Annotated in this window: 17 protein-coding genes and 1 other annotated feature; of the genes, 4 read left to right on the top strand and 13 right to left on the bottom strand. The window is 38.5% G+C overall.

Annotated features, from left to right (window positions below; all coding sequences use genetic code 11):
* Nucleotides 1–26: 26 nt before the first annotated feature.
* The gene (locus HT691_RS06790) at nt 27–875 is read left to right on the top strand and encodes a YitT family protein (protein WP_100103962.1); all 849 of its coding nucleotides are present in this window, start codon (nt 27–29) and stop codon (nt 873–875) included.
* Between the two features lie 92 nt (nt 876–967).
* Here the strand turns inward: HT691_RS06790 and HT691_RS06785 are convergent, their stop codons facing one another.
* Nucleotides 968–1,885 carry a bifunctional riboflavin kinase/FAD synthetase gene (locus HT691_RS06785; RefSeq protein ID WP_100103963.1) on the bottom strand — a complete coding sequence of 306 codons (918 nt, stop codon included), beginning with the start codon at nt 1,883–1,885 and terminating at the stop codon, nt 968–970.
* Nucleotides 1,886–2,321: 436 nt separating this feature from the next.
* Here HT691_RS06785 and HT691_RS06780 point away from each other — a divergent pair, with 436 nt between their 5' ends.
* Nucleotides 2,322–2,492, top strand: coding sequence for a hypothetical protein (locus HT691_RS06780; RefSeq protein ID WP_171043512.1), 171 nt, complete (start codon nt 2,322–2,324; stop codon nt 2,490–2,492).
* 240 nt (nt 2,493–2,732) lie between these two features.
* On the opposite strand, the gene rpmA is transcribed toward HT691_RS06780, so the two are convergent.
* The 4 genes from rpmA to HT691_RS06760 form a co-directional block, all read right to left on the bottom strand.
* A complete protein-coding gene (gene rpmA, locus HT691_RS06775) occupies nt 2,733–3,026 on the bottom strand; it encodes a 50S ribosomal protein L27 (protein WP_000916509.1) in 294 nt (97 codons plus the stop codon).
* 16 nt (nt 3,027–3,042) lie between these two features.
* A complete protein-coding gene (locus HT691_RS06770) occupies nt 3,043–3,387 on the bottom strand; it encodes a ribosomal-processing cysteine protease Prp (protein ID WP_023933525.1) in 345 nt (114 codons plus the stop codon).
* Nucleotides 3,388–3,402: 15 nt separating this feature from the next.
* Nucleotides 3,403–3,717 (bottom strand): 50S ribosomal protein L21, encoded by a 315-nt coding sequence (gene rplU, locus HT691_RS06765; RefSeq protein WP_000109141.1) that lies wholly within the window; start codon nt 3,715–3,717, stop codon nt 3,403–3,405.
* Nucleotides 3,718–3,752: 35 nt separating this feature from the next.
* Nucleotides 3,753–3,872: a sequence feature (ribosomal protein L21 leader region), on the bottom strand.
* Nucleotides 3,873–3,936: 64 nt separating this feature from the next.
* Entirely contained in the window at nt 3,937–4,635 is a 699-nt protein-coding gene (locus HT691_RS06760; protein ID WP_023933523.1) for a YoaK family protein, read from the bottom strand.
* Between the two features lie 402 nt (nt 4,636–5,037).
* Between HT691_RS06760 and HT691_RS06755 the strand changes: the two genes are divergently transcribed.
* Nucleotides 5,038–5,337, top strand: a complete 300-nt coding sequence (locus tag HT691_RS06755; protein ID WP_023933521.1) for a YbaB/EbfC family nucleoid-associated protein — start codon at nt 5,038–5,040, stop codon at nt 5,335–5,337.
* Nucleotides 5,338–5,680: 343 nt separating this feature from the next.
* Here the strand turns inward: HT691_RS06755 and pta are convergent, their stop codons facing one another.
* Genes pta through HT691_RS06735 form a run of 4 tightly spaced genes read right to left on the bottom strand, consistent with a single transcriptional unit; the run spans nt 5,681 to nt 9,065 of the window.
* The gene (gene pta / locus HT691_RS06750) at nt 5,681–6,655 is read right to left on the bottom strand and encodes a phosphate acetyltransferase (RefSeq protein WP_000451579.1); all 975 of its coding nucleotides are present in this window, start codon (nt 6,653–6,655) and stop codon (nt 5,681–5,683) included.
* Nucleotides 6,656–6,698: 43 nt separating this feature from the next.
* Nucleotides 6,699–7,595 carry an RluA family pseudouridine synthase gene (locus tag HT691_RS06745; RefSeq protein ID WP_001209995.1) on the bottom strand — a complete coding sequence of 299 codons (897 nt, stop codon included), beginning with the start codon at nt 7,593–7,595 and terminating at the stop codon, nt 6,699–6,701.
* Nucleotides 7,592–8,410, bottom strand: a complete 819-nt coding sequence (locus HT691_RS06740; RefSeq protein WP_000799048.1) for an NAD kinase — start codon at nt 8,408–8,410, stop codon at nt 7,592–7,594. The genes HT691_RS06745 and HT691_RS06740 overlap by 4 nt, the downstream gene beginning before the upstream one ends.
* On the bottom strand, nt 8,394–9,065 hold the full coding sequence (locus tag HT691_RS06735) for a GTP pyrophosphokinase family protein (RefSeq protein ID WP_000171679.1): 672 nt from the start codon (nt 9,063–9,065) through the stop codon (nt 8,394–8,396). The genes HT691_RS06740 and HT691_RS06735 overlap by 17 nt, the downstream gene beginning before the upstream one ends.
* Before the next feature lie 698 nt (nt 9,066–9,763).
* Here HT691_RS06735 and HT691_RS06730 point away from each other — a divergent pair.
* Nucleotides 9,764–9,952, top strand: coding sequence for a hypothetical protein (locus HT691_RS06730; RefSeq protein WP_000109850.1), 189 nt, complete (start codon nt 9,764–9,766; stop codon nt 9,950–9,952).
* 185 nt (nt 9,953–10,137) lie between these two features.
* On the opposite strand, the gene HT691_RS06725 is transcribed toward HT691_RS06730, so the two are convergent.
* From HT691_RS06725 to HT691_RS06710, 4 genes are all read right to left on the bottom strand, one after another.
* Entirely contained in the window at nt 10,138–10,569 is a 432-nt protein-coding gene (locus HT691_RS06725) for a DUF2335 domain-containing protein (protein ID WP_000379281.1), read from the bottom strand.
* Nucleotides 10,553–10,759, bottom strand: coding sequence for a hypothetical protein (locus tag HT691_RS06720; protein WP_000917045.1), 207 nt, complete (start codon nt 10,757–10,759; stop codon nt 10,553–10,555). Before HT691_RS06720 ends, HT691_RS06725 begins: the two co-directional genes overlap by 17 nt.
* A gap of 163 nt (nt 10,760–10,922) precedes the next feature.
* Nucleotides 10,923–11,879 (bottom strand): N-acetylmuramoyl-L-alanine amidase family protein, encoded by a 957-nt coding sequence (locus tag HT691_RS06715; RefSeq protein ID WP_138699555.1) that lies wholly within the window; start codon nt 11,877–11,879, stop codon nt 10,923–10,925.
* The gene (locus tag HT691_RS06710; RefSeq protein WP_054388048.1) at nt 11,879–12,214 is read right to left on the bottom strand and encodes a phage holin; all 336 of its coding nucleotides are present in this window, start codon (nt 12,212–12,214) and stop codon (nt 11,879–11,881) included. Before HT691_RS06710 ends, HT691_RS06715 begins: the two co-directional genes overlap by 1 nt.
* Nucleotides 12,215–12,357 lie beyond the last annotated feature (143 nt).

Genomic DNA, 12,357 nt, shown 5'->3' with positions numbered 1-12,357 from the left:
TCAACTTATAAGAAAAGAGGTGTCCTATGATTAAAAAAATTTACCCCATTTTTACCATTTTACTAGGTGCTGCTATTTATGCTTTTGGACTGACTTATTTTGTAGTTCCCCATCATCTCTTTGAAGGAGGGGCGACAGGCATTACCCTCATCACCTTTTATCTTTTTAAAATCCCTGTTTCCCTCATGAACCTGCTGATTAATATTCCCCTTTTCATCCTAGCTTGGAAGATTTTTGGAGCCAAATCCCTCTATTCTAGTTTACTAGGAACCTTAGCTTTGTCCGCCTGGTTAGCTTTTTTTGAGCATATTCCCTTTCATATTGATCTTCAAGGTGATTTACTAATCACAGCCCTTATAGCGGGAATCCTATTAGGAATTGGCCTTGGAATTATTTTTAATGCTGGAGGTACAACTGGCGGAACTGATATTCTAGCTCGTATTCTCAACAAATACACTCATATATCCATAGGAAAACTGCTCTTTATCTTAGATTTTTGTATTCTCATGTTGATTCTCCTAATCTTCAAGGATTTGAGATTGGTTTCCTACACGCTTTTGTTTGATTTTATTGTTTCTCGTGTTATTGATTTGATTGGTGAAGGAGGATATGCCGGCAAAGGCTTTATGATTATCACAAAACGTCCTGACCAACTTGCTAAGGCAATTAATGATGACCTCGGAAGAGGTGTTACTTTTATTTCTGGTCAAGGCTACTATAGTAAAGAAAATTTGAAAATCATCTACTGTATTGTCGGTAGAAATGAGATTGTGAAAATGAAAGAAATGATTCATCGAATCGATCCTCAAGCCTTTATAACCATTACAGAAGCCCATGAAATCCTAGGAGAAGGATTCACCTTTGAAAAAGAATAAAAAGAGGTAGTGTAGTGATCTCAAAAGTTAGACTAAATCATCTATCTTTTGGGTTACAGACAACCTCTTTTTTGTTTTATTTACTCAAGCTCTTAAGACCAATTCCGAGTTACTTCTTCATCAGCCTTTAACTGATCCACTAATTGGTCAACTGAGTCAAATTTGGTCATATCTCGAATGCGATCAAGCCAATAAACCATGACGGTTTCCCCATAAATATCTTGATTAAAATCAAAAATATTGACTTCAAAACGTGCTTCTTCTCCATCAAAGGTCACATTTTTCCCGACACTAGCCATAGCACGATACTTCTGTCTTTGAATCTCAACATCAACGACATAAACGCCATCTGCTGGCATATAAGTACGGTCTAAAAGCACTAAATTCGCTGTCGGATAACCAATTGTACGACCACGAGCATTACCATGAACCACCATACCTCTTGATGGAAGCGGTGCCCCCAAAAGTTCTCCTGCTTCTTTCACATTTCCATCTAAAATAGCTTGACGGATACGAGTTGAACTAATCTTTCCTTTCTCATCTTCTATAGGTGGAACAATGATAACTTCTCCATCAAAGTAATCCTTTAAATCTTCTGCTGTTTTTTTGTCAGAACCAAATGTATAATCAAAACCTGCAACAATAATTTTGGCATTCATAGCCTTGATATAAGTTGCAAAAAATTCTTCTGCCGTGAGACTAGCGAATTGACTACTAAAATCAAGGAGATATAATTCTTCTACACCTTCGCGCTTTAATTTTCTTTCACGTTCAGCAGGGTTCAAAATATGCAAAAACAAATCTGGATGATAAGGCTCTAAAGCGATCTTTGGAGATTCATTAAAGGTCATAACGACGATAGGCAATAAATCCTTTCTCGCAGCTTTGTTGGCAACACGAAATAATTCTTGATGCCCCTTATGTATGCCATCAAAATAGCCGAGAACAACGACTGAATCAGATGGTGTGCCAATATCTTTTTGGTTTTTTATAGGAATAGTAATAATCATAAAATAATTATATCATAGCGATAGCTATTTCTGGAACAGAAAATCTGAAATGTCGTTTTTTTCACCTGAAGTGTAGCTGTTTTCAAAAAGCACTTCACTCTATCGTTGCTTAACTATGAACTTTGCAATATTCTGCTCAAAAACTTGTAGGACATCTTCAAAAGTTTGAAAGGAGTGATTAGACTTGTTCGGTAACCATAAAGTGTCATACTATGCTTATGTATGAAAAAGCAATGCAACTAACTCCTGAGAACTTTAAATTACTAATTGGTGTCGAAAAGGTAGAATTTAGAATCGAGGTACACCTATGGCTGTAAAATTTACAAAATGAGACAACTTGGGCAAGATGTTTGAAGAATTTCCTAAACTCCCTGATTTGAAGCAAGTCACTTTCCCTGATGACAAAGAAAAAGCCAAAGCAGCAAAGAAAAACTAGATGACTGCTTTCCAACAACTCCCATCTAATGTGCTTCAGACTGGGTTATTTTTCTCTCCATCTGTTATCTTGGATTCTCAGACAGTTTCAGCTAAAGAATATCTTTTCCCTTATCAGAAGGAACGGCTCAAGCCATTCAGACAAGTTAAGGGACGACAAGCCAATATTTGAAACCAGATACCAGTTCTTATAGTCAATTGAAATAAAATCTGAAGAAATCGAGTAGGAAACTCAAATCAATTTTTAGCAGTGTTCTATTCCAGATTCAATCCACTATACATATTAAAAAGTATGGGTATCAAAACAAAAAAATAGGCTCTCCGAAAACTCGGAAAGCCTTATTTAATGCTACTTCTAGCTTCCTCGCCTTTACAGTTCAAGGCTCGGGATAAAAAGGTTCACTGAACCTTTTTATTTAGCGATTGGGTAAACAGAAACTTGTTTTTTATCGCGTCCTTTACGTTCAAAGCGTACTACGCCTTCAACTTTAGCGAACAAAGTATCGTCTCCGCCACGACCAACGTTTACACCTGGATAGATGTGTGTACCACGTTGACGGTAAAGGATTGATCCACCTGTTACAGTTTGTCCGTCAGCTGCTTTAGCTCCAAGACGTTTTGCTTGTGAATCACGTCCGTTTGATGTAGAACCTCCACCTTTTTTGTGGGCGAAAAGTTGCAAGTTGTTAAGAGTCATTTTTAACATAATGTTTTCCTCCGTGTTAGTTTTCTGTGATAACTCTGGTTTGGACGAACTCAGACGAGTTCTCCGATAAGTTTGCCATACCTAAGAAAAATGATTCAAAGAATAACTGGGTCATTTCTCTCTGGTGTGAAGGAAGAGCTTTTGGAATTTCAACCATCAGATAACCACCTTCATCTTCGTTTAATTCTAGGATTGGTTCATAGCCTGCAAATTTCTCAATAGAATTGATAAAGTTAATGGCAAGCGTAGAAACCGATGCACACACGACATCTAAGCCGCATTCGCCACTCTCGGCGTGTCCAGTAATTTCCGCATTCCTCAGCTCGCCATCTTCGGCTCTCTCAAAGACTGCTTGTATCATGTGTTCTCCTTAAAATTAAGCGTTGATTGCGTTGATGACAACTTTAGTATATGGTTGACGGTGACCTTGTTTACGGTGGCTACCTTTTTTAGGTTTGTACTTGTAAGTAACCACTTTCTTTTGTTTTCCTTGTTTTTCAACAGTTCCAACCACAGTAGCTCCAGCAACAAGTGGAGTTCCGACAACAGTGTTTTCACCACCAACAAGAACAACTTCGTTAAAAGTAACTTCTTGACCAGCTTCAACGTTCAATTTTTCAACGTAAACTGCTTGACCAACTTCAACTTTAACTTGTTTTCCGCCAGTTTTGATAATTGCGTATGTGCTCATTATGCACCTCCTATGATTTTTATGGGTTTCCCCGACTTTTTGTGAAGACTCGCCTAGCATCGTGGGACGAACCACTTAAAAGAAGAGCTCTATGTAGAACAAAGTTTAAATTTGTTCTACGACGAGCAACGATGTTCGTGCGGTTGCACAGGATTGTGCATAGTCAACTCTCTAAGTATAGCATATCTCCTATTTTCTTACAAGTAATAACACCTAAAATCAAGCTTTTTCTTTTACTTTTTTCCGCCACGAGGCAAAAAGCATGCTGATATAAAAAATGCTCATCATAATAGGAACACCAAGAATGGTCTTTTCATGATAGAAAATCGTCAAATAGGCTGAAAAAACAACGCCAAGGATAAAACTACTAAGCAGGCTAACAAATATGAACCCTTCACGCAAAAAAGGAGTGTGCTTAGTTCGGAAATAATTTCCAAAAGCTAGCATTGTTCGTTTGATATTCCCTGTCATAAAGGCATTATTATAAGCAATACCCGAAACCTCACCAAAGGCAGTTGTCACCAGTCCCATACAGAAGGCCAAGGGCGGCACTAGATAGATATTATCTACAGTTTGTGGCACAAAACCAATAATTATTGATAAGATTACCAAAGGAATCAGTGACAGAATTGGCTTTTTCACAATTCTCAATTTTTCCCTATAAATGGTTAGTAAAAAAACTCCCAGCATAAACGCTATTAAGGTTAAAAGCTTATCCCTAACATCCGAAACATTATTCTGTATTAGCTCTACCGAAAGAAAGACAACATTTCCAGTTTGTCCAGCTACAAGGGTATTCCCGCGAACAATAAAAGTGTAAGCATCCACATATCCAGCACAAAACGTCAAAAAAAGTGCTAACCTTTTAGACTGACGTGATATTTTTCTTATAGGTAATAACCTCATTTTCCCTCCCATTGTATTTTCTCTTAGAAATATTGTACCATTTTCTTTCTAAAAAATCGTAGGCTACCATTTAGATTTTACTATTAGCATAAAAATAATAATAGACAACTATTTATCCGAAAATAGATAGAGGTAACATGTTTGTAGACAAAGCATACAAACCTTTAGTAAAATCATTTCCATGAAACTAGAATAGAGCCCCTCTTAACAAAAATAATTATTTTAATTTATTTCTAATCACTCCTTGATATAAATAACTCTCACCAATAAAAGACTATGTCTTAAAAAAATGGTATAATAAAATCAATACTTGGGCTTGATGGCTATGCTACTAATAACAATTAGGAGAGAAAATCAGGCACTTGTTAACAACAAGGATTATCCCCTTGAGATGAAAGGAACTTTAGAAATCTTATGATGAACATGCAAAACATGATGCGTCAAGCACAAAAACTTCAAAAACAAATGGAACAAAGCCAGGCCGAACTTGCTGCCATGCAATTTGTTGGCAAATCTGCTCAAGACCTTGTCCAAACGACCTTAACTGGAGATAAGAAAGTTGTCAGCATTGACTTTAATCCAGCTGTCGTTGACCCAGAGGACTTTGAAACTCTTTCTGATATGACCGTTCAAGCCATCAACTCTGCTCTTGAACAAATCGATAAAACTACCAAGAAAAAACTGGGTGCTTTCGCTGGGAAATTGCCATTCTAAAAACAAGAAGCTAGAAAACAATACTTGTCGATAACAAAGGCTAAGAAAGGTGCAAAAATTATAAAAAACGCATAATAGCAGGTGTCAAAACACTCAATATTATGCGTTTTCTCATGAAAAAATTCTCTTTTCATACTCATTTAAAATCAAAAAGGGAATTTATCGTTTTACGGACATGTATATTACAGATTTCTATAGGTCGTATATAGACAGGATATCATCGCTTGGAAGTTGTCCTTTTTGACACCAATCAGTAATTTAGTTCTCAGGAGTTAATGGCAGTGCTTTTCGTACATAGTTTCATAACTACAGTATAGCATAGTATATCGCTTTATAGTTTTCACTATTGATGAACTGCTTGAGCTGCTGTGATAAGGGTTAACTTGTAAACATCATCTGCATTACATCCACGAGAGAGGTCGTTAACAGGCTTGTTCAAACCTTGCAAAACAGGACCTACTGCCGCAAAGCCACCAAGACGTTCAGCCATCTTGTATCCGATATTTCCTGCCTCGATACCTGGGAAGATGAAGACATTTGCTTGACCAGCTACCGTACTTCCAGGAGCTTTCAAAGCTGCAGTTTCAGGAACAAAGGCTGCATCAAATTGCAACTCACCATCGATTTCAAGGTCAGGGCGCAAGTCGTGAGCAATTTTAGTTGCTTCAACGACCTTATCAACGCTTTCACCAAAACCTGAACCTTTAGTAGAATAGCTTAGCATAGCAATTTTAGGCTCGATTCCAAACATCTTAGCTGTGATTGCTGAGTTGATGGCAATTTCAGCCAAAGCTTCTGCATCTGGATTGATGTTGATAGCACAGTCTCCAAATAGGTAACGTTCAGAGCCACGAACCATGAGGAAGGCACCTGAAGTACGAGTTACATTTGGACGAGTTTTAATGATTTGTAGGGCTGGACGAACTGTTGAAGCAGTTGAATGAATCGCACCTGACACCATTCCATCAACCAAGCCCAAGTAAACCAACATAACACCAAAGTAGTTTACATCTTCAACCAAAACCTTGCGTGCATCTTCTTCAGACATTTTGCCCTTGCGACGCTCCACCAAGGCAGCAACCATTTCTTCAAATTGAGGATAATGTTGAGGGTCAATGACTTCATAACCATCCATGATCCCTTCAATTTCAAGATAAATTTTAATTTTTTCAGGATTTCCTAACAAAACAGGAATCACTTCTGTTTCTTTTACCAAACGTTTAGTCGCTTGAAGAATACGTGGCTCTTCCCCTTCAGGGAGAACGATACGAGCATTTTTACCAACAAGGTTGGCTTTGAGACTTTCAAAAACTTCCATGAGTTTTCTCCTTTAAGATAATAATTATACTCTGAAACAGTTTTTATAGAGTATTAGTTGATAACTGGGTAATAAGGTTGCTGAAATCATCCGGCAAGGGACTTTCTAACTGCAAATCTTGCTCTAAAAATGGATGATAAAAGGATAGGTAATGGCAATGCAGGGCCTGACGTTGGATGCCGTCGTCCAGACTACCACCGTACAAATCATCGCCCAACAAAGGAAAACCAATATGAGAAAAGTGGACTCGAATTTGGTGGGTTCGACCAGTGTGCAGCCGAATGTCGACCAAGTGGATATTTCCATAAGAAGCTACAATCTTGTAGGAAGTATGGGCATATTTTCCACCTTTAGCCACCCGTCTGGTAATAATGGAGTCTTCATCACGCGCAATCGGGGCAATAATTTCCCCCTCTGACTCCAAGTGTCCATCACCTTTAACCAAAGCAAAGTAGCGTTTTTCAATGGACTTCTTCTGCAACTGCTTGTCCAATCGTGCATGGGCATAGCCGTGCTTGGCAAAGAGCATCGAGCCAGAAGTATCCCTATCAAGCCTGGTCACAATGTGAACTTGCTGATTTTCGTAATTTTGCTTGACGTAGTAACCCTTGATAAAATTGGCAATAGTATTGGAGTGGTTAACACTAGGAATAGAGGCAACTCCATAGGGTTTATTCAAGACTAGAAAGTGGTCATCCTCATAGAGAATATCCAGTGGGCGCTCGATAGCTTCCAAGGTTTCAAAGCCTTCCTCAGCGGGAATATCGATAGTAACGCGGTCCCCAAGATCCAATAGATAGGTTGCATTTTGTGGTTGGTCATTGACCAGAATAGCCCCACCTCGAAACTTAATCTTGGCCAGAAGCCCCTTAGAAACCTCGTGCTTTTTTAAGAAGGTCTTAACCTTGACATGCTCATCTGCGATAAATTCAAACCTCATTCGTCCACCTCGCCGATAAAGGCATCCTTAACACGGTTCCAGAAACTAGTATGGCTAGGAGTCGCGACAAAGTGAATCTTATGATGATCGATTTGATACTCAATACGCTCAATATTACGGAAAGAATAAACGCTATTGTCAACCGAAATGGTATGGTAATCATTTCTCGTTGGAATGAGTTCAATCTTATCCTTCTTAGGAACGATAATGGAAGAGCCCAGCGTTCGATAGACACGATTATTGAGGCTGGCAATTTCCGTTAATTGCAAAGCTTCAATGGTAGGGTGTAAAACAGCACCGCCAAGAGACTTGTTATAAGCCGTACTACCAGTCGGTGTTGAAACTGTTAGCCCGTCTCCACGAAAACGTTCAAAGGGAACACCATTGATGACAATATCTGCCACCATGGTTCGATCAGACCTGCGGATGCTGGCTTCATTGAGGGCACGAAAAATCTTGACCTCTCCATTTCCAAGAAAAACCTTCACATTTAGAACAGGGTAAGAAACCCTTGCTCCGGTATCTAGCTGCAAATTGGTCATTAACTTATCCAACTCAAAATCACGATAATCGGTATAAAAGCCCAGATGTCCTGTATGAAGACCGATAAAGCGTACCTTATCAAGTTGGTCTTCATACTTATGAAAGGCCGATAAGAGCATGCCATCTCCACCAATGGAAATGACAATGTCCGGACTGCTATCATTGAGTATAAACTGATTTCTTTTCAAACGATCTCGCAATTCATACAAAACCCTTTGACTCTGCGGTTTTCTATTGGCTATCAGGTCAATTCGTTTACCTGTATTCTTCATCTGTATCGTCACTGTTTCCTACACCGTCATTTAATTTTCTACTCAAAGGATCAAAAAGTGCCTGGGCTTCTTGGATATCATCACGAATTTCACCCATTTCTTCATCCAACTGATGGGCGATTCTAGCTGTAATTTCCAGTCGCTTCTTAATCTCCTCTGGGAAATCCCCTTGGTACTTGTAGTTGAGAGAATGTTCTATCGTTGCCCAGAAATTCATGGCCAAGGTACGTATTTGAATTTCTGCCAAAATAGTCTTGGCTCCATTGATGGTATCAACCATATATTCTACTACCAAATGATAGGAACGATAGCCTGATGCTTTTCGATGAGTAATGTAATCTCGCTCCTGTATGATTCGCATGTCCTGACGCTTGTGCAAAATCTCCACTACTTCCTTAACGTCATCTACAAACTGGACCATCACACGCAAACCAGCAATATCCTGCAAATCGTGCTCCAAGGTCGCATAAGTAATACCACGACGGGCCATTTTTTCTTTTATACTCTCAATTGGCTTGACTCGACCGGTCACAAATTCAATCGGAGAATGCTTATTTTGCTTACGATATTGCTTACGAATGCCACGAAGTTTAATCTTTAACTCACCAACAGCTTGAATGTAAGGATCTAGAAATTCTTCCCATTCTAAGGTCATATATTCTCCCTTATTCTCATATTATCCTTCAAAAATATCTTTGATTTTTTCTCCAGATTCATATACAATAAATACAATGCTTATTATACCATAAGTGAAAAACGTTTACAAATAGTTATCATCACTTGTAAATAGTTGAGTTTTTACTTATTTTTCGTTAAAATCATTTACACTAATTTCCATCGTTTTTTTAAATCGTATTCATCTTCGTATTCATTTTTACAATCATCTTTGCCCGTATAGTTGAGAAGGTTGCAATTTAATTCTAATAGTTTATAAATAGAAAACCGTGATTACTCACAGTCTTTTAAAAATAAAATAAAAAAACTCCATCAAAACTATTGACATTATGCAACCAAAGTTGTATAATGGATACATAAGGTTAAGGAGGAAACCTTAGACAAGGAAACTAGTAGAAAGGAACATGAAATGTTTAAGTTCAAAAAGAAACCACTCAAAGCAAAAACAAATAAGCTAGTAGTCAAAATAAACTTATTTATAATCAGCTTTGAATGGCACATCGAATTTGGATAGTGAAAAATCACTATCCACCCCTTCGGGGGTGTACTTAAATTATAACAGGAAAAACAATGAAAGTAAATCTTAAAGTTAGAAAAACCACCAAGCGTGAAAAAGTTGAATTTATTATTGGACTTCTTCTACTCCTATTTGCAGTTTGGTATTTTACGAGGTAATATATGTCAGTAGATATTGAAGCTATCCGCTGGCTTTTAGACAACGCCACAGCCTATGCTATTAGCAAAAACTGTGGCATGTCTATTCAGGCCGTGGACAAGTATAAAAATGGTGTATCGGATATTATGAATATGCGTCTAAAACACGCTATCAGCATGATAACATACGCCCAGGAACTTAAAAAGCAGTGATTTCGGTCACTGTTTTTTATTTTTAACAAAACACCGTTTTTGACAATAATACACCACGATTTCCTCTCCATATTCTTCATGTAAACGCTTTTTTGAACAATAGGATTGTGATTTTGCTTTCTAATCGTTCAAAATGTGTGTTTTTGAAAAATAAAAAACCGCAAGCCTGAGCCTGCGGTGAAAAATTATTCTTTGTCTTTGTTTTTATTTTGATTATTCCCTGTAAACAAACCAATTAGCCCTAATGCAGTAGTTCCAGTTAAGACACTACCTGCAATTTGTTTATCTGTTGCTATTAAGTAAATTCCACCAATAATAACAACGAGGGCGATTAAAAAGCCAAATAACTGTCCCAATTTATGAGAAGCAATATTCCCTGATAAGTATTTATCTTCCATCTCTCTACGATGTTGGCTTTCTGCAATACCATTATCAATAATCTTTTGAGCAGCATCCGGATATAGCTCTTTATATCCTTTGAGAATATCTGGATGAGGTAGGTCACCTTGATAGATTTCCAACTTCTGTAAAACTACTTGACGCTGTTCATGTGGTAAGCGCTCGACTTCATCAACAATATTATTGACTTCAATCAAATCTTTATTCTCGGTATCCAAATTTCATTACCTCTTTCTGAATGCCCATCGTTGATTTCTTGTAATCACTTTTGACTTTCTTCCAGTCTGGGACTGTATCAGCTTTTACTTTCGAAATGTTCTGGTTAAAGCTAAAAACAGGCAATACAATTGCTGTCATACCAAGTAAAAAAGACTTAAAGTATTGAGGTTGTTTTGTATTTTTTAACATCCCAAATTCCTCCTACTCGCTCCATAATATTTTTTTGAATTAACTTGATTATGACATCTTTCTTTAAAAAAGTCAATGTTTCTTACTCTTTTTAACAAAAAAATCCCCACAAGGACGAGTCCCGTGGGGTAGATAAACATTTTAGAAAAGTTTTCCTTTCCTTTTATTTTGTTGTTATAAGCCCGTCAGGCTCAATTTCAAACTCTGGCTTATCTGCCATTGTTCCGTCTGCATTGAGGTAGTACCATCCTGTTCCGTCTGCGGACTGGACGAAGGCGTTTGAAACCATGGCACCTTCTTTACCGTCTAAGTAGTACCAAGTCTCCTTGTACTTGACCCATCCTGTCTTCATAGCGCCCTCTACGTCGAAATAATACCACTTCTCAGCGATTTTCTTCCAGCCTGTCGCCATTTCACCTGACTGGTCAAACCAGTACCAATTACCATCTGTGTGCTTCTTCCAGCGGTTCGCAAGCATGTAGCCTGAGCCGTCGAAGTAATACCAGGTGCCGTTGACCTTCTCAAACTTGTCTTTTGGATAAGAGCCGTCTGAGTGTACATACCAATAGCCTATATCGTTCTTCTTCCAACCTGTTTCAATTGTCAAGCCACTTTCAATATCCTGCTTGAACTGTTCACGGCTAATGCCCCATTTGGCAAGATAAGGATACGGGTCAACGTGGTCTGAATGGTTGTCTGGTTGGTTATTGGTACAGTATTCATGTGTTTTGATACCTTCCAAACTGCTTGTATCAAGCGTTTTCGGCAAACCTGCTTCATCTGCTAGATTGCGTAAGAGTTCGATATAGAGACGGTAGTCTGTCATGAACTCTTCTTTAGTTGAATGGCTTTCAATCAATTCAACTGCCGCATAGCTTTCCGCATTCCAATCGCCCCCAACGTCCCAGGCACCATTATTTACAGGACCGACCTGCAGGACACGACCGTTACCAACCACATGAGAGAAGAAACCAAGCTCAGGGTTCTTTCTGTAGTGGTAGTCTGCCTCATTTTGAGCGGTAGAATTACGGTTCCCCGTAGAGTGAGCGTGCACTTGTCGATATGGCGCATAGCCTACTTGTGGCAAGCCTGTACGTAGTCTGCTTGTATCGATATCCATTACTCTTGTCCTTTCCAAGCGTCGTTCATCTGTTTCACGGCTGACTCCACAAAGGTATCCAAGTCCTTATTGGTCATACTGATATTATATTTGGTCAGCTCAGCTCTAACTTTATCACGAGCTTGCTCTAGCTTTTCATCACCTTTATAACCTGTCTCAGCAGCCACCTGCTCCACGGCATTCACTGCATTCTTGGCTAGGATTTCAGCGATGATTACCGCTTTCTCTCCGCCTTTACGCAAAAGATAGTCTTTCACCATTTTCACGATACTGCCTACTGCTACTGCTAAAAAGCCTGTCGCAAAAGCGATAATAAATTCATTAAATTGTGTCATGTGTTGTTTCCTTTCTATTCTCTATAAAACTTAACATTAACGCTACCTATATACTCCCTTAAGTTTGTACCAGTTAGATATATGACTCCTCGGTTATACATATCAGCCTGAATTCTTATTAATTTGCTATTATTGAGTTGTAC

The organism is Streptococcus sp. 477, assembly GCF_013277295.1.
Taxonomy (GTDB): domain Bacteria; phylum Bacillota; class Bacilli; order Lactobacillales; family Streptococcaceae; genus Streptococcus; species Streptococcus pseudopneumoniae.
Note: the sequence above shows the minus strand (reverse complement) of the source record. Positions and strands in the feature narration are given on the sequence as shown.